General features: G+C 64.9%; 19 protein-coding genes. 11 read left to right on the top strand and 8 right to left on the bottom strand.

The window, feature by feature from the left end:
• Positions 1-23: 23 nt before the first annotated feature.
• The 5 genes from paaA to ACR0NB_RS10000 all read right to left on the bottom strand — a co-directional run bounded on the left by paaA (position 24) and on the right by ACR0NB_RS10000 (position 4810).
• Entirely contained in the window at positions 24-1016 is a 993-nt protein-coding gene (gene paaA / locus ACR0NB_RS10020; protein WP_480775553.1) for a 1,2-phenylacetyl-CoA epoxidase subunit PaaA, read from the bottom strand.
• 15 nt (positions 1017-1031) lie between these two features.
• Positions 1032-2234, bottom strand: a complete 1203-nt coding sequence (gene pcaF, locus ACR0NB_RS10015) for a 3-oxoadipyl-CoA thiolase (protein WP_480775552.1) — start codon at positions 2232-2234, stop codon at positions 1032-1034.
• 191 nt (positions 2235-2425) lie between these two features.
• On the bottom strand, positions 2426-2818 hold the full coding sequence (locus ACR0NB_RS10010) for a carboxymuconolactone decarboxylase family protein (protein ID WP_170365225.1): 393 nt from the start codon (positions 2816-2818) through the stop codon (positions 2426-2428).
• Positions 2802-3926 (bottom strand): aromatic ring-hydroxylating oxygenase subunit alpha, encoded by a 1125-nt coding sequence (locus tag ACR0NB_RS10005; protein ID WP_480775551.1) that lies wholly within the window; start codon positions 3924-3926, stop codon positions 2802-2804. The genes ACR0NB_RS10010 and ACR0NB_RS10005 overlap by 17 nt, the downstream gene beginning before the upstream one ends.
• A complete protein-coding gene (locus ACR0NB_RS10000) occupies positions 3923-4810 on the bottom strand; it encodes a MurR/RpiR family transcriptional regulator (RefSeq protein WP_480775550.1) in 888 nt (295 codons plus the stop codon). The genes ACR0NB_RS10005 and ACR0NB_RS10000 overlap by 4 nt, the downstream gene beginning before the upstream one ends.
• A gap of 68 nt (positions 4811-4878) precedes the next feature.
• On the opposite strand from ACR0NB_RS10000, the gene ACR0NB_RS09995 reads away from it, so the two are divergent.
• From ACR0NB_RS09995 to ACR0NB_RS09970, 6 genes are read left to right on the top strand one after another with little or no spacing between them, the layout of a single operon-like run.
• Positions 4879-7332 (top strand): FAD-dependent oxidoreductase, encoded by a 2454-nt coding sequence (locus ACR0NB_RS09995; RefSeq protein WP_480775549.1) that lies wholly within the window; start codon positions 4879-4881, stop codon positions 7330-7332.
• Positions 7329-8408 carry an alcohol dehydrogenase family protein gene (locus tag ACR0NB_RS09990; RefSeq protein ID WP_480775548.1) on the top strand — a complete coding sequence of 360 codons (1080 nt, stop codon included), beginning with the start codon at positions 7329-7331 and terminating at the stop codon, positions 8406-8408. The genes ACR0NB_RS09995 and ACR0NB_RS09990 overlap by 4 nt, the downstream gene beginning before the upstream one ends.
• Positions 8405-8983 (top strand): dimethylsulfonioproprionate lyase family protein, encoded by a 579-nt coding sequence (locus ACR0NB_RS09985; protein ID WP_480775547.1) that lies wholly within the window; start codon positions 8405-8407, stop codon positions 8981-8983. The genes ACR0NB_RS09990 and ACR0NB_RS09985 overlap by 4 nt, the downstream gene beginning before the upstream one ends.
• Positions 8980-10086: a mandelate racemase/muconate lactonizing enzyme family protein gene (locus tag ACR0NB_RS09980; protein WP_480775546.1), complete on the top strand. Its 1107-nt coding sequence runs from the start codon at positions 8980-8982 to the stop codon at positions 10084-10086. The genes ACR0NB_RS09985 and ACR0NB_RS09980 overlap by 4 nt, the downstream gene beginning before the upstream one ends.
• Positions 10083-11189 (top strand): mandelate racemase/muconate lactonizing enzyme family protein, encoded by a 1107-nt coding sequence (locus tag ACR0NB_RS09975; RefSeq protein ID WP_480775545.1) that lies wholly within the window; start codon positions 10083-10085, stop codon positions 11187-11189. Before ACR0NB_RS09980 ends, ACR0NB_RS09975 begins: the two co-directional genes overlap by 4 nt.
• Positions 11190-11199: 10 nt before the next feature.
• Complete coding sequence (locus ACR0NB_RS09970) at positions 11200-12498, top strand: aspartate aminotransferase family protein (protein WP_480775544.1); 1299 nt, start codon at positions 11200-11202, stop codon at positions 12496-12498.
• Here ACR0NB_RS09970 and ACR0NB_RS09965 read toward each other — a convergent pair.
• The 3 genes from ACR0NB_RS09965 to ACR0NB_RS09955 form a co-directional block, all read right to left on the bottom strand.
• Complete coding sequence (locus tag ACR0NB_RS09965; RefSeq protein ID WP_093964526.1) at positions 12495-12713, bottom strand: hypothetical protein; 219 nt, start codon at positions 12711-12713, stop codon at positions 12495-12497. The genes ACR0NB_RS09970 and ACR0NB_RS09965 overlap by 4 nt on opposite strands.
• A gap of 123 nt (positions 12714-12836) precedes the next feature.
• Positions 12837-13232, bottom strand: a complete 396-nt coding sequence (locus ACR0NB_RS09960; protein WP_480775543.1) for a carboxymuconolactone decarboxylase family protein — start codon at positions 13230-13232, stop codon at positions 12837-12839.
• 2 nt (positions 13233-13234) lie between these two features.
• Positions 13235-14053, bottom strand: coding sequence for a cyclase family protein (locus ACR0NB_RS09955; protein WP_170357027.1), 819 nt, complete (start codon positions 14051-14053; stop codon positions 13235-13237).
• Between the two features lie 251 nt (positions 14054-14304).
• Here ACR0NB_RS09955 and ACR0NB_RS09950 point away from each other — a divergent pair, with 251 nt between their 5' ends.
• From ACR0NB_RS09950 to ACR0NB_RS09930, 5 genes are all read left to right on the top strand, one after another.
• Positions 14305-16401: a 3-hydroxyacyl-CoA dehydrogenase NAD-binding domain-containing protein gene (locus tag ACR0NB_RS09950; RefSeq protein WP_480775542.1), complete on the top strand. Its 2097-nt coding sequence runs from the start codon at positions 14305-14307 to the stop codon at positions 16399-16401.
• A complete protein-coding gene (locus ACR0NB_RS09945; protein ID WP_480775541.1) occupies positions 16401-17576 on the top strand; it encodes an acetyl-CoA C-acyltransferase in 1176 nt (391 codons plus the stop codon). The genes ACR0NB_RS09950 and ACR0NB_RS09945 overlap by 1 nt, the downstream gene beginning before the upstream one ends.
• A 102-nt stretch (positions 17577-17678) precedes the next feature.
• Positions 17679-18869 carry an acyl-CoA dehydrogenase family protein gene (locus tag ACR0NB_RS09940; protein WP_480775540.1) on the top strand — a complete coding sequence of 397 codons (1191 nt, stop codon included), beginning with the start codon at positions 17679-17681 and terminating at the stop codon, positions 18867-18869.
• 1 nt (position 18870) lies between these two features.
• Positions 18871-19998: an acyl-CoA dehydrogenase family protein gene (locus ACR0NB_RS09935; RefSeq protein ID WP_480632596.1), complete on the top strand. Its 1128-nt coding sequence runs from the start codon at positions 18871-18873 to the stop codon at positions 19996-19998.
• Positions 19979-20398, top strand: coding sequence for a PaaI family thioesterase (locus ACR0NB_RS09930; RefSeq protein WP_480775539.1), 420 nt, complete (start codon positions 19979-19981; stop codon positions 20396-20398). The genes ACR0NB_RS09935 and ACR0NB_RS09930 overlap by 20 nt, the downstream gene beginning before the upstream one ends.
• The last annotated feature ends 10 nt before the right edge of the window (positions 20399-20408 follow it).

Below are 20408 nucleotides of genomic sequence, written 5' to 3'. Positions count from 1 at the left end.
CAGGTGTCCTCCTATCGGGCAGGTTATTCGGCTGCGACCTTGCGGGCGCGTTTCTTGCGGGCATGTTCCAGCAGACCGTCACGCACCCATTTGCCGTCGTCCCAGGCCTTGTTGCGGGCGGCCAGGCGGTCGGTGTTGCAGGGGCCGTTGCCCTTGATCACGTCAAAGAATTCCGACCAGTCGGGCTGAGTGAAATCGTAATGCCCGCGCTCCTCGTTCCACTTCAGGTCCGGGTCGGGGATGGTCAGGCCCAAAAACTCGGCCTGCGGCACGGTCTGATCGACGAATTTCTGGCGCAGCTCGTCATTGGTGTTGATCTTGATCTTCCACGCCATCGACTGCGCCGAATGCACCGAGTCCTTGTCGGACGGGCCGAACATCATCAGCGCCGGGTACCAGAACCGGTTCAGCGCGTCCTGCGCCATCTTGCGCTGTTCGGGCGTGCCCTCGGCCATCTTGCGGATCGCGTCATAGCCCTGGCGCTGGTGAAAGCTTTCTTCCTTGCAGATGCGGATCATCGCCCGCGAATACGGCCCGTACGAGGTGCGCTGCAGCGGCACCTGGTTCATGATCGCCGCGCCGTCGACCAGCCAGCCCACCGCGCCGATATCGGCCCAGTTCAGCGTTGGATAGTTGAAGATCGAGCTGTATTTCATCCGCCCGTCCAGCAGCATCTCGGTCAGTTCGTCGCGGCTGACGCCCAAGGTTTCGGCGGCGCAGTACAGGTACAGGCCATGCCCGGCCTCGTCCTGCACCTTGGCCAGAAGGATCGCCTTGCGTTCCAGCGTGGGCGCGCGCGTGATCCAGTTGCCTTCGGGCAGCTGGCCGACGATCTCGGAATGGGCGTGCTGGCCGATCTGGCGGATCAGCGTCGCGCGATAGTCGTCGGGCATCCAGTCCTTGGGCTCGATCTTGATGTCGGCGTCGATCTTGTCCTGAAAGGCGCGTTCCTGCTCGGTCATTTCCTCGCGGGATTTGACGCCTGTTCCTGCCGTCTTGATCATCTGAGCGTACATGTCGGGTCTCCTCCCTTACACGCGTTCGAGAATTAGCGCGGCGCCCTGGCCCACGCCCACGCACATGGTGCACAAGGCATAGCGCCCGCCGGTGCGGCGCAGCTGATAGGCCGCCGTCATGACCAGCCGCGCGCCGGACATGCCCAGCGGATGGCCGATGGCGATGGCGCCGCCATTAGGATTCACATGGGGTGCGTCATCGGCCACGCCAAGTTCACGCAGGGTGGCCAGACCCTGGGCGGCGAAGGCCTCGTTCAATTCTATCACATCCATCTGCTCGATGCTCAGCCCCGTGCGGGCCAGCACCTTGCGGGTGGCCGGGACCGGGCCGATCCCCATGACACGGGGTTCGACCCCGGCAACCGCCATGCCCACGACACGGGCCATCGGAGTCAGACCGTTCTTCTGCGCGGCGGCCTCGTTGGCCAGCAGAATGGCCGCGGCGCCGTCATTGACACCCGAGGCATTGCCCGCCGTCACCGTCTTGTCCGGCCCGTTGACGCCCTTCAGCCCCGCCAGCTTTTCGGTCGTGGTGCCGGGGCGGGGATGTTCGTCGGTGTCCACCACCAGCGGGTCGCCCTTGCGTTGGGGGATGGTGACGGGGGTGATTTCCTCGGCAAAAACGCCGGCTTGATGCGCGGCCGCCCAGCGGGCCTGGCTGCGCGCGGCAAAGGCATCCTGATCTGCGCGGCTGATGTCATAGTCCTCGGCCACGTTGTCGGCGGTCTGCGGCATTGAATCCGTGCCGTACATCTGCTGCATCTTCGGGTTCACGAAACGCCAGCCGATCGTGGTGTCATAGACAGCGTTGGCGCGGGAAAAGGCGCTGGTGGCCTTGGGCATCACGAAGGGCGCGCGCGACATGCTTTCGACGCCACCGGCGATCGCCATATCATAGTCCCCCGCCTTGATGGCGCGTGCGGCCATGCCGACCGCATCCATGCCGCTGGCGCACAGGCGGTTGATCGTGGTGCCGGGCACTTTAACCGGGAAACCGGCCAGCAGGGCGGCCATGCGCGCCACGTTCCGGTTGCTTTCGCCGGCCTGGTTGGCATCGCCCAGGATCACGTCATCCAGGCTGGCCCAGTCCACCTGCGGGTTCCGCTCTTTCAGCGCAGCCAGCGGGATCGCGGCCAGATCGTCGGTGCGAACCTGGGACAGGGCCCCGCCATAGCGTCCGATCGGGGTGCGCTGTGCGTCGCAGATGAAAGCGTCCATGCGTCGGAACCTCGTGTCTTGCGTCCGGGTCAATAAGTGACCGCTTGGTCGGGTAATACGCCCGGAAGTGATTCGCGGCAAGGAAAATGTAACGCAATCGTGCGCCAAATCGAAATTCAGTAACGTATTTGTGCCGACATGAGAAAACCCGCACGGGGGCGGGCGATCTCGATCTTCGGGGCAGGAACCGGCTAAAGCTGACCGGCTTCGGTTAGAACCTTGCGCGCCACGCGAAAGCATTCCAGCGCCTGCGGGACGCCGCAATAGATAGCGACGACATGGATGATCGCCCGAATCTCCTCCTTGCTGACGCCGTTGTTCAGGGCTCCGCGACAGTGGATCTCCCACTCGTGCATCTTGCCCAGGGCGCCGATCATCGACAGGTTCATCATCGAGCGGGTCTTGGGGTCGATCACCTCGTCCCCCCAACCGAAGCCCCAGCACCAGGCTGTCATGGCCTCCTGAAATGGGCGGGTGAAATCATCCGCCGCGGCCAGGTTCTTTTCCACGTATTCGTCGCCCAGCGTCGCCTTGCGCTGCGCCAGTCCCTTCAGAAACAGGTCTTCGTCAAAGATGTCGGCCATCGTCCACTCCGCTTGCATCTGTATCCACCGCCTCGCGCATCCATTGCTGCAAGCGGGCGATCGAATGTTCCGACATTACGCCGCAAGCCGGGTCCAGCACCAGCGGGCCAGGGCGATAGCCGCGCGATTTCAGGCCGCGATGCACGCTTTCAACCAGCCGGATGTCTTCTTCGACCGTGGTTTCCCGGTCCTGCACCGCCAGTTGGCGGATCACCGCGCTTTCGGACCCGCCCTCGGTGTACCATCCGCGCCAGACGGTGCAGTGATCGGCATCCTGCGCGCGCCAGTGATAGGTGTTCAGCACATTGCCGGGATAGCACTGGAACGAGAACATCGGCCACAGAAACCACGACTGATAGTCGCCCGCATGGGGAACAGTCAGGTCGATGGGATAGGTCATCTTGTCGAGGCTCTGACACTCGGTCGTATGGCGCAGGACGTATCCGCCGCCTGCGTCGGGTTGAATGTCATAGGTCTCGGGTTTGACCACACCGGTGGCAAAGGTCGGGTGATTGGTCGGGCAGTGATAGCATTCCGAGTAATTCTCGATACTGACCTTCCAGTTGCAGTTTTCGGGGATTTCGACCCATTCCAGCGGCTCGAGATCGTCGATCTGCGGGACAAAGGCGCGGATTTCCGCACGCACGCCGGGGTACCAGTCGTCCATCGGGGCGGCGTCATCGTCGAGGTTGACGAAAATGAAGCCGTTGAACAGCTCGGTCCGCACCGGGGTCAGACAGATCGCGCTGCGGTCGAAGCCCGGAACCGATTTGATGTTCGGCCCGGCGCGAAGTTGCCCGGTGAGTTCATAGGTCCACGCGTGATAGGGGCAGACGACGACGCGGGTGTTGCCGGCCCCGGTCACCATCTCATGCGCGCGGTGCTGGCAGACATTGTAGAAGGTGCGGATTTCGCCATCGCGCCCGCGGATGCAGAACAGGTTCTGACCTGCGATTTCAAAGGCGAAGTAGTCGCCCGGCTCGCGCACCTGCGCCACATGGCCGGCAAATTGCCAGGTGCGGGCCAGAAGGCCCTGTTTCTCCCGTTCGAATATCGCCGGGTCGGTGTAATAGCGGGCCTCCAACGATCGGGTCAGCGGTGCGGTCATTCAGGCTCCTCCGCATAGAGGCCAAGTTGGTGCCGGCGGCGGTGAAACCGCTCCACACGCTCGACGATTTCATCGCTGGACAGGGCGACCACGAAGGACAGAAGCGTCTCCAGCAGCGCGATGGTCGAAACCGATGACGGAAAGAACTGGGGCGTGTCGGCGGCGACGACAAACCCATGTTGCGCGTTCAGAATGACCGGGCTGGCGGGGCTGTCGGAAATGCCGACCACGGTCATGCCCTGTTCGCGGGCCAGCTTCACCGCCTCGATCACCTCGGTCCGGTAGGGGTGACAGGTCATCGCGATCAGCACGTCCTGTTCGCCGGCCCAGGCCAGATCGTCCACCGGGGTCGAGCCGGGGCGGGGGATGGCGTGGAACTGCTTCATCCCGGTCGAGGCCAGATAGGTAAAGTTGCGCGCGTTCGCGTTGTTGACGCCGACGCCCAGCGTAAACACCTGCCGCGATGTCCAGATCGCCTCGGCCGCGGCCTGCAGCCGGGTCGCATCGATCCCCGCGAAGGTTTCCTCGATGTTTCGGATCGCGGCCCCGACCATGTCGGCATAGAGCCCGCCCAGCTCGCCGGATTTGCCGATCTCCTGCAGCCAGCGGGCGCGGTCGGGGAACGACACGGTGCCTCGGCGGATGGCGTCGCGGAATGGCGCGCGGAAATCCTCGTAGCCCTCGAACCCCACCTGCCGCGCCATGCGGACGAAGGTGTTGGGTTTCACGTTTGCGGCCTCGGCGATCTCGCGCACGGTCGAAACGCCCACATCCGCCGGGTTCTCCAGCACATAGCGGGCGGCCTTCTGCGCCTCGGGCGTCAGGGCGTCCCATTCACGGGTCAGCTGGTCAAGAACGGTGGTTGATACATTTGTGTCATTCATGATTGACGATGGTACAAATGTGGCCTTAGCCTGTCGAGAAGAAATGCGACTCGGTGAGAGGAAAAATCATGTCCGGGAAGGAACTGCCGTCACAGGCCCGCGTAGTGATCGTGGGCGGAGGTGTCATGGGCGTGGGTCTGGCCTATCATCTGGCGCACGAGGGTTGGACGGATGTCGTTTTGCTGGAAAAGGCCGAGCTGACCAGCGGCAGCACCTGGCATGCGGCCGGGCAGATCACCCATTCGACCAGTTCCTTTGGTCTGGGCAAGTGCGTGGACTACAACATCGGGCTCTATTCCGGTGCGCTCGAGGCCGAGACCGGGCAGGCGGTGACATGGCATGGATGCGGCTCGTTCCGGCTGGCCTATACCGAAGACGAGATGGACTGGCTGCGCCACACCCTGTCGGTGGGCCGGTCGCTGGGCTTCAACATCGAACTGGTCGGCCCCGACCGCGTGGCCGAACTGCACCCGTTCTACAACCTCGACGGGGTTCTGGGCGCGCTGCATACGCCGGATGACGGGCATGTGGACCCGACGAACGTGACCATGGCCATGGCGGCGGGGGCGCGTCAGCTGGGCGCGCGGATCATCCGCCGCTGCAGGGCCACCAACATCACCCAGGCGGCCAATGGCGAATGGGTGGTCGAGACCGAACGGGGCACGATCCGCTGCGAACACGTGGTGAATGCGGGCGGCGCCTATGCCCGGCAGATGGGCGAATGGTCTGGCCTGCAACTGCCGATGACCTCGATGACCCACCACTATTTCGTGACCGAACCGGTGCCACAGTTCCAGGACCTCGATCACGAGTTGCCTGTGATCCGCGATGACCGCAAGGTCTCGGGCTATATCCGCATGGAGCAGAAGCGCGGGCTGATCGGGATCTACGAAAAGGAGAATTCGAACTCGGTCTGGCATGACCATTGCCCGTGGGATTATGAAAACTGGTTGTTCGACGCCGATTACGACCGGGTCATGCCGTGGCTGGAAGAAAGCCTGAACCGGATGCCGATTTTCGCCGATCTGGGCATCCAGCGCGAGGTTCACGGGGCGATCTCGCACCCGCCCGACGGCAATCCGCTGATCGGCCCGGCGCCGGGGGTGCGAAACTATTGGTGCTGCTGCGGCACTCAGATCGGCATCGGCTGGGGCCCGGGCCTGACGCGCGAACTGGCGCGGTGGATGGTGCATGGGGCGGCCGACATTTCGATGCGCGACTATGATCCGCGCCGGTTCGGGGCCTATGCCACCAAAGACTGGCAGGTCACCAAGGCGCATGAGGATTACAAGCTGCGCCACGAAATTCCGTTTCCGCATTTCAACCGCCTTGCCGGGCGGCCGGTCAAGCCGTCCCCGCTGTATGACCGGCTGAAAGCCAAGGGTGCCGTGTTCGAAGAGGTCTATGGCCACGAACGCCCCCGCTGGTTCGCAAAGGATGGCATTGAACAGCGCGACCATTATTCTTTCCGCCGCAATGTGGTGCATGACATGGTCGCCGCCGAATGCAGGGTCGTGCGCGAGGCGGTCGGCATCATGGACATCTCGGCCTTCACCAAGGTCGAAATCAGCGGCCCGGATGCCCGGGTCCTGCTGGACCGGCTGGTCGCCAACCGCCTGCCGCAAAAGGTGGGCGGTATCGCGCTGACCCACATGCTGAACCGCCGTAGTCGGATCGAGCTGGAGACTACGGTCGTCAAACTGGCCGAGGACCGGTACTACCTCGTCTGTGCCGCCTTCTTCGAACAGCGCCTGCTGGACCACCTGACCCAGCATCGCGACGAAGAAAACGTCGATATCATCCTGCGATCCGACGACTGGGCCGCGCTCAGCCTCAATGGCCCCCGGGCGCGCGAAGTTCTGGCCGCCTGCACCGAAACGGACCTGAGCAATACCGGTTTCAAATGGCTGACCGCGCAGGAAATCGACGTGGCGGGTCACCAGCTCTGGGCTTTCCGCATGTCCTATGCTGGTGAACTGGGATGGGAACTGCACATGCCGCGTGACAGCGCCCTGGCCGTCTACGATGCGCTCTGGGCGGCGGGCGCACCGCATGGCATTACCGACTATGGCTCGTTCGCGATGAACGCGCTGCGGATGGAGAAGGCCTTCAAGGGCGCGGGCGAGTTGACCAACGAGGTCACCTTGGCCGAAGCTGACGTGCTGCGCTTTGCCCGCACCGACAAGGAATACCTGGGCAAGGACCGGACCCTGAACTCCGATCTGCGCTGGGTCTGCGCCTATCTGGAGATCGAACCGGATGGCCAGAACGATGGGCATGGCGGCGAGGCGGTCCTGCTGGACGGCAAGGTCGTGGGTTCCACCGCCTCGGTGGCCTACGGGCATACGGTCGGCAAGATCCTTGCCTTTGCCTATGTCAAACCACAGGCCAATGTGCCGGGAACCGAAGTGCAGGTGGTGATTGCGGGCGTGCCGCATCGCGCGCGGATCCTGGGCGCGCCCGCCTATGACCCGCAAAGCCTCCGGCCCCGCACCGACACCGCGATGGAGGCTGCGGAATGATCCCGAAGACGATGAAGGCCATGGTCCTGACCGGGCATGGCGATCTGGACAAATACGAATGGCACGAGGACTGGCCCACCCCCACACCCGGCCCGATGGAGGTGTTGATCAAGGTGGGCGCCTGCGGGCTGAACAACACGGATGTGAACACCCGCACCGGCTGGTATTCCAAGGCGGTGGACGAGGCGACCACCGGCGGCGCCTATTCCGATTTGGATGACGCCGACAGCACCTGGGGCGGCGCGCCCCTGACCTTCCCGCGCATTCAGGGCGCGGATGCGGTCGGAACGGTCGTGGCCGTGGGCGAGGGGGCCGATCCTGCGATCATCGGCCGGCGGGTGATCGTGGCGGGTTGGCTGCGCGACTGGTCCGAGCCGATGAACCGCGACAAGGCCGGGTACTTCGGCTCGGAATGTGACGGCGGCTTTGCCGAATACACCAAGGCCGACATCCGCGGCGTGGCGGCGATCGACTCCGACCTGAGCGATGCCGAACTGGCGACCTTCAGCTGTTCCTATGTCACGGCTGAGGGCATGTTGGACAGGGCGCAGGTCGGCCGGGGCGATACGGTTCTGATCCCCGGCGCCTCGGGCGGTGTGGGCGGGGCGCTGATCCAGCTGTCCAAGCTGCGCGGCGCCCGCGTGATCGCCATGGCCAGCGAGGCCAAACACCCCGAGGTCGCCAAACTGGGCCCGGATCGCATTCTGCCGCGCAACCCCAGAAACTTGCGGGCCGAGCTGAAAGGCGAACGGATCACCGTCGTCGCCGACGTCGTGGGCGGAGAGATGTGGCCCAAACTGATCGACATGCTGGAGCGTGGCGGGCGCTATACCTGTTCGGGCGCGATTGCCGGTCCGATCGTGCAGTTCGACCTGCGCACCTTCTATCTGCGCGATCTGACCTTCACCGGGTCAACCGTGAACACGCCGCAGAACTTCTTTGATGTCGTGAAATACATAGAAAACGGGCAAATCAAGCCAGCATTGGCCGCCACTTACCCGTTGACTGAGCTGCGTGAGGCCCAGCAGGCCTTCATCGACAAGCATCATACCGGCAACATCGTTGTGATCCCATGACCCTGGAAAACGTTCTCGAAGCCGCGCGGCACCTGCATCAGACCCTGCCGGCGCTGTCCGAATTCGGTACCTGGCCCACCGACCTGACCGCAACCGGTTTGCAACCGCGGGCGATCCCCGCCACACCACTGGTGCAGGCGCTGGATCAACCCGGATCACCCCGGACAACGGGGTTGGTTCAGGCGATCCGGTCGGCGGCGCATCTTGCCCACTGGAAACGCACCTATACCGAGGCAGAGGTCGGTGCCGATTTCCGCAATCGGTACGGGTATTTCGAGCTGTTCGGGCCAACCGGTCATTTCCATTCGACCCAGCTGCGGGGCTATGTCGCCTATTGGGGCGGCGGGCTGGACTATGACTGGCACAGCCATCAGGCCGAGGAGCTTTACCTGACGCTGGCGGGTGGCGCGGTCTTCAAGGTTGAAGGAGATCGGGCCTTTATTGGCGCTGAGGGCACGCGGTTGCACGCCAGTTGGCAAAGCCATGCCATGTCCACGGGGGATCAGCCGATCCTGACATTCGTACTGTGGCGGGGCGAGGGATTGAACGACCTGCCCAGGATGGACGCCGCATGAAGATCACCCGCATCTCGGTCTTTCAAGTCGATCTGCCGCTTGAACACCCCTATTGGCTGTCCGGCGGACGTCTGAAATTCGAGGTGCTGGATGCCACTTTCGTCAAGATCGAAACCGATGCCGGGCTGACCGGCTGGGGCGAGGGCACGCCATGGGGCCACACCTATGTGCCCGCGCACGGGCCGGGCATCCGGGCGGGGATCGAGACCATGGCGCCCTTCGTACTGGGGCTGGACCCACGTCGGGTTTTGGCGGTCGAGCGGGCGATGGACCACGCGCTGCCCGGGCATCTTTATGCCAAGTCGCCGATCGACATGGCCTGCTGGGACATTGCCGGACAGGCGGCGGGGTTGCCGATTGCCGATCTGATGGGCGGCGGGTCGCGCAGCCCCGCGCCGATCGCCTCCTCGGTCGGGGCCAAGACCGTCGACGAAACCCGCGCGGTGATGGATCGCTATCGCGGCCGCGGCTATTGGGTGCATTCGGTCAAAGTGGGTGGCGACGTGGATCGCGACATAGAACGCATCCGCGATGTCGAGGCGCACCGCCCGGCGGGTGAGCGCATCCTCTATGACGTCAACCGCGCCTGGACGCGGCAGCAGGCGCTGCGGGTGATGAAGGCCACCGAGGATCTGGGCGTGATGTTCGAACAACCCGGCGAGACGCTGGACGACATTGCCGCCATCCGGGCCTTGCATTCCGCCCCGGTCAGCGTGGATGAAAGCCTGGTCACCCTGCAGGACGCCACACGCATTGCCCGCGACGGGCTGGCCGAGGTCTTTGGGATCAAGCTCAACCGTGTCGGCGGCCTGACCAAGGCTTCGCGGATGCGGGACATCGCGCTGGCGCATGGCATCGACATGTATGTGATGGCCACCGGCGGCTCGGTTCTGGCCGACACCGAGGCGCTGCATCTGGCCGCCACCATCCCCGACCACAACCGCTTGGGCGTCTGGGCCTGTCAGGACATGCTGACGCTGGACCTCGCGGGCGGGCGCGGCCCGCGCAACCGTCAGGGCCATCTTGAACTGCCCCAGGCCCCCGGCCTCGGCGTAGCCCCGGATGAAGATGCACTGGGGGAACCAAAGGCCGTGTACCAATGACCCGCATCACCCGCATTTCGCTCTGGCATGTGCCGCTGACCAGCCATCAGGCCTATTACATGGCTGACGGCAAGGCCTGCGACACGGTTGAAACGGTGGTTCTGGCGCTGGACACCGATGACGATCTGATCGGCTGGGGCGAGGTCTGCCCGATTCCGCATTACCTGCCCGCCTATGCGCGCGGTGTGGCCCCAGCGGTGCAGGAAATGGCCGCGGTTCTGCTGGGCGCCGACCCGATCGGACCCGAGGCGTTGATGGCGCGGCTGGACCGGCACCTGCCGGGGCATGTCTATGCCAAATCGGCGATCGACATCGCGCTGTGGGATCTGACGGGGCAGGTGGCAGGGCTGCCCCTGCACGCGCTGCTGGGGGGGCGGCAGGCGCAGACGATGCCGCTCTATCACTCGATCACCTGTATCGCCCCGGCCGAGATGGCCCGCATCGCCCACGAGGCGCAGGCACAGGGTATCACCCAGTTCCAGGTCAAGCTGGGCGCGGATGCCGATTGGCAGGCCGATGTCGAACGCCTGCGTCTGGTGCGCGAGGCGGTGGGCGACGGCCCGCTGGTCTATGGCGACTGGAACTGCGGCGCCACGTCTCTGGATGCCAGCCGGGTGGGGCGGGCGGTCGCGGATCTGGACGTGATGCTGGAACAACCCTGTGCTACGATCGAGGATTGCGCCCGCGTGCGCGCCGCCACCGGCCTGCCGATGAAGCTGGACGAATGCGCACACGACACCGCCAGCCTGCTGGCTGCCCATGCGCTGGGCTGCATGGACGCGGTCGCGGTGAAGCTGTCGAAATTCGGCGGGCTGTCGGCGGCGCGCCGCGCGCGTGACCTGTGCCTGCATCTGGGGGCGAAGATGTGCGTCGAAGACACCTGGGGGTCTGACATCACCACAGCCGCCCTGCTGCATCTGGGCGCGGCTACCGAACCGGCGCGCCTGATGAATGTGTGCGACCTGTCGGGCTATGTCGTGCCGCGGCTGGCCCCCGATGGCCCGACCCGCAAGGGCGGCCGGATCGCGCCGCCTGACGGTGTCGGCCTGGGCGTTGCGCCCGACCGCGAATACCTGGGCGCGCCGGACGTAATATTGGATTAGGGAGGCGACCATGCCGCGACATCTCAGCCAATCCGATTGGGGCCAACGCGCCCGCGCGGTGCTGCCCGGCGGTGGCTTTGGCAATTTCGACCCGTCGGTCTTCATCCGCGAGGGCCGGGGCAGCCGCGTCTGGGACGAAGACGGGAAGGAATATGTCGACCTGCTGATCGGCTCGGGGCCGATGCTGCTGGGCCATGGTCACCCCGAGGTGTTGGAGGCCGTCGCCGAACAGATGCCCAAAGGCATGACGTTCTTCGCCAACAACGCGCGCGCGGTCGAGCTGGCCGAGGAGATCTGCGCCGCCGTGCCCTGCGCCGATCAGATCCGCTATGTCTCGTCCGGCGGTGAGGCTGACATGTACGCGATCCGGCTGGCCCGCGCTTTTACCGGCCGCGACAAGATCGTGAAGTTCGAAGGCGGCTATCACGGCATGAGCGCCGAGGCACAAATGAGCCTGGCCCCGTCACGGATGGTGAATTTCCCGCAGGCGGTTCCCGACAGCGCGGGCATACCGGCCAGCGTTCAGGCCGAAATGCTGATCGCGCCGTTCAACGACCCGGACTACATCCGATCGCTGCTGGCCGAGCACGGCAACCAGGTCGCGGGCATCATCGTCGAGCCCTTGCAACGCATCATCCCGCCCGAACCCGGCTTCTTGCAGCTTCTGCGGGACGAGGCCGACAGGTACGGCATCGTGCTGATCTTCGACGAGGTGGTGACCGGGTTTCGTTTCGCCTATGGCGGCGCGCAGGAGCTGTATGGCGTGACCCCCGACATCGCCACGCTGGGCAAGATCATCGGCGGCGGCTTTCCCCTGGCGGCAATCGCCGGGCGGGCCGAGATCATGGCCCATTTCGACAAATCCGCCGTTGGACCTGAGAAATGGCTGATGCAGTTGGGGACCCTGTCGGGCAATCCGGTGGCCGCGGTGGCCGGGCTCAAGACGATGGAAGTGCTGCGCCGCCCCGGTCAGTACGACCGGCTGCGCGCCAATGGTCAGCGTCTGATGGACATGGCCTCGGCCGCGCTGACCAAGCAGGGGGTCGCCCACCGCGTCATCGGCGATCCGACCCTGTTCGAAATCGTGTTCACGGAAGGAAAGGTGCGGGATTATCGCGATGTGGTCCGCGCGGACACGGTAAGGGCAACCCGGTTCAACGCGGTTCTGATGCAGAACGGGATGTTCAAGTCGCCGGGCAAGACCTATCCGTCCCTGGCGCTGACCGAAGCGGACTTTGACCTGTGCAAAGCCGCCTATGCCAAGGCCGCGCAGGCCGTGGCCGAAATGCAGAGTGCGGGCGTGTCTTAGTAGACGCCCGCCATGACCAGGCGAACGATGTCTTCGCGCTTGAGGCCGCGCGCAGCCAGTTCTTCGTCGGTCAACTCGCTGAGTTGCTTGATTTTGATGACCTTGGCGTTTGCTTCGCCCATGCGGATCAAAGCATCATAGATGCCGCTGAACACATCGGCGACGGCCGAAAACAGGTTCAGGATTGCCGGGCGGTGCGTGCTTGTCTGTGCCATGAGCGGAGCCTCTCTGGTCTGTATGTGACCAAAGAGATTTAGACCTGATGCTGCAGTGCAGCTAGACACTTGAGGGAATAGCCGCTGTGCATCTGGTGCAAGTCTGGCCCGACAGGCGCCGCCTCAGACCTTGAACTGGTCGTCCACCGGCACCTGCAAAGCGGTGGCCAGGGCGTTGGTCTGGCTGGCCATCGCGATCACCGCCAGCAGGTCGGCCTGCATCTGATCGGTCATGCCCTTGGAGCGGGCCGCGGCCGAATGGGAGTGCACGCAGTATTCGCAATTGTTGGCGACCGAGACCGCGACATACAGCATCTCCTTCATCAACGGGTCCAGCGCGCCGGGAGCCATGACGGTCTTGAGCCGCTCCCACGTCGCTTTCAGCAGCGCCGGGTCATGGGCCAGAGCGCGCCAGAAATTGTTGATGTAATCGGTGTTGCGGGTGGCGCGGATTTCATCGAAGACGGCCAGCGCCTCGGCGCTGACCTCTTCGTCCGTCAACAGGCGAACCGTTGCCATGCTCAGACCATCGCAAAGATGCGCGCCGGGCCGCCCGACCCGCCACGATGGGCCGGCGCGCCGACCACCAGCGTCGCTCCGCTGGCGGGCACCTTGTCGAGATTGGCAAGGTTCTCAATGCCGTAGCGGTTGGTGGGCAGCCACGCGTAATGCGTCACGAAATCAGCCGATGGCCCGTGGTCCAGCGACAGCGTGTCGACGGCCAGAGCAACCGCGCCGGTTCCTTCGATCAGCATCTGCGCCGCTTCGACGTGGAAGCCAGGGAAATGCATCTTGCCGTCGCCGTCGGCGTTGCGGAACTCGGGAGTCGCGGTTTTCCCGGCCCATCCCGAATGCATGGCGACACAGGCGCCATCGGGGATGTCGCCATTTGCTGCGATCCACGCCTTCAGATCGTCGGGGGTCACCTGCGCATCCGGGTCCTCGGCCGCGCGGGCGGCAATGTCCACCACGCACAGAGGGCAAACGAGGTTCGACACCGGGATTTCGTCCACCGACTGCCCATCCGCCGAGAAATGCAGCGGGGCATCGACATGCGTGCCGGTGTGTTCGTTGACGGCCAGGTTGAACAGGTTGAAGCCATGTTCCTTGAAATTGAAGGCCTGTGTCGCCTCGATCCCCGGCTGGCCGAAATAGGTGGGGAAATCGGCATCGTAGACATGGGTCATGTCCAGCACCTCGCCATGGCCGGCCGCAAGCGCTGGTGGGGCAGCCACCGTCCCAAGCGCCGTGCCTGCCGCCATCGCTGCGCCAGCCTTGAAAAAGGAACGGCGGGACAGCATCCGGTCTTTCACCGCGTTCATTACGCAAACGTCACACATTTCAAAACTCCCTGTTCTGCAATCTGTTTTCGTTCCGGGCCGAATTCATTGGCCGGGTGGGCAAAGCCTAGCACGGTTTTCCGCGATCCGGTTCACAAGTTGTTTGGGGCCTGCTCGCCGGCAAGAAATGCGGCCCGGCGGCGCAGTCGGGTATAAGGGGTTGAACCCGCGCGCGGACGGGTTCAATCTGTTGCGGAATATTGTTCCGCAATGCGGAACAAGCTGGGGTTGGCAAGAGGAGACCAAGTCTGATGTCCGAGGCGGTGGAATACGAACGGATTGGCGATATCGCGGTGCTGGCGGCGAACAACCCGCCGGTCAATGCGCTTGGCGTGGATGTGCGCCGGGGCCTGCTGGCCGGAATCGAACGGGCCGAGGCCGAGCGCGCAAAGGCGGTGCTGATCTACGGCAAGGGCCGGACCTATTTCGCGGGGGCCGATATCCGCGAGTTCGGCAAACCCCCGCAAGAGCCCTGGCTGCCGGGCCTGTGCGACCGGATCGAGGCCTCGCCCCTGCTGGTGGTTTCGGCGCTGCACGGCACGGCACTGGGCGGCGGGCTCGAGGTTGCGCTGTCCAGCCACTACCGCATCGCGGTTCCCTCGGCCAAGGTCGGCCTGCCCGAGGTTAATCTGGGCATCCTGCCGGGTGCCGGGGGCACCCAGCGTCTGCCGCGCGTGGCCGGGGTCGAGGCCGCGCTCGACATGATCACAACCGGTCGCCATGTCCGCGCCGACGAGGCGCTGAAGCTGGGCGTGATCGACAAGATGCAGGATGGCGACCCGCGCGAGATCGGGCTGGCCTATGCGCAGGAGCTGCTTGACTCGGGTGCGTCCCGCCGCGCGGTCGGAGAGATGCCCGCGCCGGACCCCGTCGATTTCGATGCAGTCTACGAGGCCGTTCTGAAGAAGGGCCGGGGCCAGCTGTCCCCCGCCGTTGCCGTGCGCGCGGTGCAAGCCGCCTGCGAGGCGCTCAGCTTTGCCGAGGGCATGGCGCGCGAGCGGGAACTGTTCATGCAGTTGATGGAATCGGATCAGCGCAAGGGCCTGATCCACGCCTTCTTTGCCGAACGCGCCGTGGGCAAACTGCCCGAACTGAAGGGTGTCGAGCCGCGTCCGGTGCATCAGATCGGGGTCATCGGCGGCGGCACGATGGGCGCGGGGATCGCCACCGCTGCCTTGTTGGCAGGTCTGCCCGTGACCTTGCTGGAGATGACGCAGGAGGCCGCCCATGCGGCCAAGGAACGGATCGCCGGAAACCTGGCAGGGGCCCTGAAGCGCGGCAAGATCAGCCAGCAGCAGCACGACGCGATCCTGTCGGACCAATTGCAGCTTGCCACTGGGTATGACGCGCTGAGCGCCGTCGATCTGGTGATCGAGGCCGTGTTCGAGGATATGGACGTCAAGAAGCAGGTCTTTTCTCAGCTGGATGTGGTCTGCAAGCCCGGGGCGGTTCTGGCGACCAACACCTCGTATCTGGACGTCAACGAGATCGCCGCCACCACCACGCGGCCGCAGGACGTGATCGGGCTGCATTTCTTCTCGCCCGCGCATGTGATGAAGCTGCTTGAGATCGTGGTGGCCGACAAGACCGCGCCCGAGGTGGTCGCAACCGGCTTTGCGCTGGGGCATCGGCTGAAGAAGGTCTCGGTGCGCGCAGGGGTGTGCGACGGGTTCATCGGCAACCGGATCCTCAGTACCTATCGCACCTGCGCCGACCACATGGTTCTGGACGGGGCAAGCCCGTTCCAGATCGACAAGGCGCTGACCGATTTCGGCTTTGCCATGGGGCCGTTCGCGGTGTCCGATCTGGCCGGGCTGGATATCGGCTGGGCGGTACGCAAACGCAAACGCGCCGAGGGGCTGGACCCGCGCGCCCGCGACAGCAGCTATGCCGACAAACTCTGCGAGGCCGGGCATTTCGGGCAGAAGACCAGCAAGGGCTTCTATGTCTATGAAAGAGGCAAGCGCGGCGGCACGCCGAACCCCGAGGTTCTGGACCTGATCGCGGCCGACCGCGCGGCGCAGGGCATCACCCCGCGCACGTTCACGGATGACGAGATCGTGCGGCGATATATGGTCTCGATGGTCAACGAGGCCGCCAAGGTGGTGGGCGAGGGCATCGCCCGCCGCCCCTTGGACTTGGATGTGGTGCTGCTCTATGGCTATGGGTTCCCGCGCTATCGCGGCGGGCCGCTGAAATGGGCCGATCTACAGGGCCTGCCGGGCATTCTGGACGACATCCGCGCCTGGTCGGCCGAGGATGACTATTTCTGGCAACCCGCGCCGCTGCTGGAAAAACTGGTGGCCGAGGGCCGCAGCTTTGATGATCTGAACAGGGACGCCCAATAATGAAACAAGCCGTAATCGTATCCGCTGCACGCACCGGGTTGGCCAAGTCGTTCCGGGGCTCGTTCAACATGACCCACGGCGCCACGATGGGCGGCCACGCGGTTCAGGCTGCGGTCGCGCGCTCGGGGCTGGATGGAGCCGAGATCGAGGATTGCATCATCGGTTGTGGTTTCCCCGAAGGCGAGACCGGCAGCAACATCGCCCGCCAGATCGCCATCCGGGCCGGGCTGCCGGTCAGCGTTTCGGGCATGACCGTGAACCGGTTCTGCTCGTCGGGGCTGCAGACCGTGGCGCTGGCGGCGCAGGCCATCAACGAGGGCGGCGCGGGCCCCATCGTGGCCGGCGGGGTCGAGAGCATCTCGCTGGTCCAGCCAAAAACCCGCCCCGTGCCCGAGGCGTGGATTCAGGAGCACAAGCCGGCGATCTACATGACGATGATCGAGACCGCCGACATCGTGGCCGAGCGCTATGGCATCAGCCGAGAAGAACAGGACGCCTACGGCCTGCGGTCGCAGCAGCGCATCGCGGCGGCGCAGGCGGCGGGCAAGTTCGACGACGAAATCGTGCCGATGCAGACCACCATGGCGGTCAAGGACAAAGAGACGGGCGAGGTCTTGCACCGGCAGGTCACCGTGGACCAGGATGAATGCAACCGGCCGAACACGACCCTGGAAGGGCTGGCCTCGCTGGAGCCGGTGCGCGGCCCCGGAAACTACATCACTGCCGGCAATGCCAGCCAACTGTCGGACGGCGCGGCTGCGGTGGTCGTGATGGACAGCGCCGAGGCCGAGCGTCGGGGGCTGGAGCCCATGGGCGCGTTCAAGGGGTTCTGCGTGGCGGGGTGCGAGCCCGACGAGATGGGCATCGGCCCGGTCTTTGCGGTGCCGCGCCTGCTGGAACGGCATGGTCTGAGCGTCGAGGACATCGACCTGTGGGAGCTGAACGAGGCCTTCGCCTCGCAAGCGCTTTACTGCCGCAACCGTCTGGGGATCGATGACGAGAAATGCAACGTGAACGGCGGCTCGATCGCCATCGGGCATCCATTCGGCATGACCGGCGCGCGTATGGTCGGCCATCTGCTGCGCGAAGGGCGGCGGCGCGGGGCCAAGCTGGGTGTCGTGACCATGTGCATCGGCGGCGGCATGGGCGCGGCTGGTCTGTTCGAGATCTATTGAAGCAAGGGGCGCCGGGCCAGCCCATCGAGGGCCGGCCCGGCGCTGCCCGGCCCGTAGGGCCGAGCAGGCAAGGTTCCGATCGCATCGAGGAGGAGGGCGGCTGTGGACTTGAATTATACGGACGAGGAGAAGGCCTTTCGCGACGAGGTTCGAGCCTTTCTGGCCGAAAAGCTGCCCAAGGAGATCTCGGACAAGATCCGGGCTGGCCGGAACATCGGCAAGGAAGGGTATGAGTGGTGGCACGCCACGCTGAACGAGCGCGGCTGGTTGAATTTCAACTGGCCGAAGGAGTTTGGCGGCGCCGAGTGGAATGCGGTTCAGCGCCATATCTTCGAGGAGGTATGCGCCGCCGCCTTTGCGCCGCGCATCGTGCCGTTTGGCCTGTCGATGCTGGGCCCGGTGCTGCAGAAATTCGGCTCGAAGGAACAGCAGGAGTATTTCCTGCCGCGCATCCTGAATGGTGAACACTGGTGGTGCCAGGGCTATTCCGAGCCGGGTGCCGGGTCGGACCTGGCCTCGCTGAAGACCCGCGCGGTGCGGGACGGCGACCACTATGTCGTCAATGGCCAGAAGACCTGGACCACGCTGGCGCAATACGCCAACTGGATCTTCTGCCTGGTGCGCACCGACCCCGAGGCCAAGGCGCAGGAGGGGATCTCGTTCCTGCTGATCGACATGAACACGGCGGGGATCGAGGTGCGCCCCATCGTCTTGCTGGACGGAACGCCCGAGGTCAACGAAGTGTTCTTTGACGATGTGCGCGTCCCGGTCGAAAACTTGGTGGGCGAAGAGAACAAGGGCTGGACCTATGCCAAGTATCTGCTGACGCATGAACGCACCAACATCGCCGGTGTCGGCTTCAGCCAGGCGGGGCTGGACATGGTCAAGCGGATTGCCCGGATCGAAACCGCGAATGGCCGCCCCCTGATCGAGAACCCGCATTTCGCCGCCCGGCTGGCACGGGTCGAGATCGACCTGATGGCCATGGCCACCACCAACATGCGCATCATCAGCAAGGCTGCGGCCGGACAGGCACCGGGGGTCGAAAGCTCGATGCTGAAGGTCAAGGGTACGATCATCCGGCAGGAGATCAACGACCTGGCCCGCCGCGCGGTGGGGCCTTATGCGATGCCTTTCGCCTCCGAGGCGGTGGCAGGCGACAACGACCCGATCGGGCCGGACTATGCCACGCCGGTCGCCGCGCAGTATTTCAACAACCGGAAACTGTCGATCTTCGGCGGGTCGAACGAGATTCAGCGCGGGATCATCGCCAAGGTCAAGATGGGGGGCTGAGATGGATTTCAACCTGACCGAAGAACGGCAGATGCTGCAGGACACGCTGCGGCGCTATCTGGCCGACCGATATACGACTCCGGTGCGCAACGACATTCTGGACAGCGCGGCGGGGTTCAGCGCCGACATCTGGCGCGAACTGGCCGATCTGGGCGTTCTGGGCGCGCTGTTCGGCGAAGCGGATGGCGGGTTCGGCGGGGCGGGCTTTGACATCGCCACCGTGTTCGAGGAACTGGGCCGCGCCGGCGTGGTCGAGCCCGTTCTGGACAGCTGCATTCTGGGCGGTCGGCTGATCGCGCAGGTGGGCAGCCCCGATCAGCGGGCCCTGCTGGATCAGGTGATCTCGGGCGCGTTGCATCTGGCGCTGGCGCATGGTGAGCCTGCCAGCCGGTATGACCTGAGCCGGGTCGAAACCACCGTGCGGACCGACGGCACGGACCTGATCCTGAACGGGCGCAAGGCCGTGGTCGTGAATGCCGAGGCCGCCGGGCAGTTGATCGTTTCCGCGCGCGAAACGGGCGGGCCGTTCGATCTGGACGGCATTTCGCTGTTTCTGGTGCCTGCTGGCACGCCGGGTCTGGGCTTGCGCGGGTATCCGATGCTGGCCGGGGGCCGCGCGGCCGAGGTCACTCTGGACGATGTGCGCCTGCCGGAAACCGCGCGTCTGGGCGCCGCGGGGAAGGCGTTCGAGCCGCTGATGGACGTTGTGGCCGCAGCCAATGTCGCGCTGGTCGCCGAGGTTCTGGGTGCGATGGAAAGCGCGGTGGACCTGACACGGCAATATCTGATGACGCGCAAGCAGTTCGGCCGCCCGATCGGGACCTTTCAGGCGCTGCAGCACCGGTTCGCGGATATGCTGATCGAGTTGGAGCAGGCGCGCTCGGCGGTGATCAACGCGGCCGGTCACCTTGAAGCACCCGATCGCGACCGGCAGATCGCCGCGGCCCGCAACCTGGTGTCGCGGGTGGGCCGGCTGGTGGCCGAGGAAACGATCCAGATGCATGGCGGCATCGCCATGACGCAGGAATATGAGCTGGCGCATATTGCCAAGCGGATCGTCATGTCGGATCACAGATTCGGCGACGCGGATTATCATTTGGAGCGGTTCATTGCACTCGGCGCGGCCTGAAGACGACCCAAAGGTCCGGCGGTCGGGCTGTCAGAACGCGATCGGGTTCGAGGTGGATCTGTCCGACCCCGACGGCCATGCCCGGTGCCATTTGACCATCCGGTCGGATCACCTGAACAGCCAGGGCATCCTGCATGGCGGCATCATCGCCATGCTGCTGGACGTGGCTTGCGGCAACACCGCCTCGGCCTGGTTCGACCGGGACGAACATCCGCTGGTTCTGACCCTGTCACTGAACACAAGCTATGTGGCGGCGGTGCGTCAGGGGCGCGTGACGGCCACCGGGCGCGCAACGGGTGGCGGGCGCACGCTGGCCTATGTGACCGGAGAGTTGCACAGCGACGACGGAACCCTGATCGCAACGGCGGCTGGGGTGTTCAAGCGCACCACGAAACGCTGAGCGCAAAACC

Source organism: Ruegeria sp. CG3, assembly GCF_056537205.1.
Note: the sequence above shows the minus strand (reverse complement) of the source record. Positions and strands in the feature narration are given on the sequence as shown.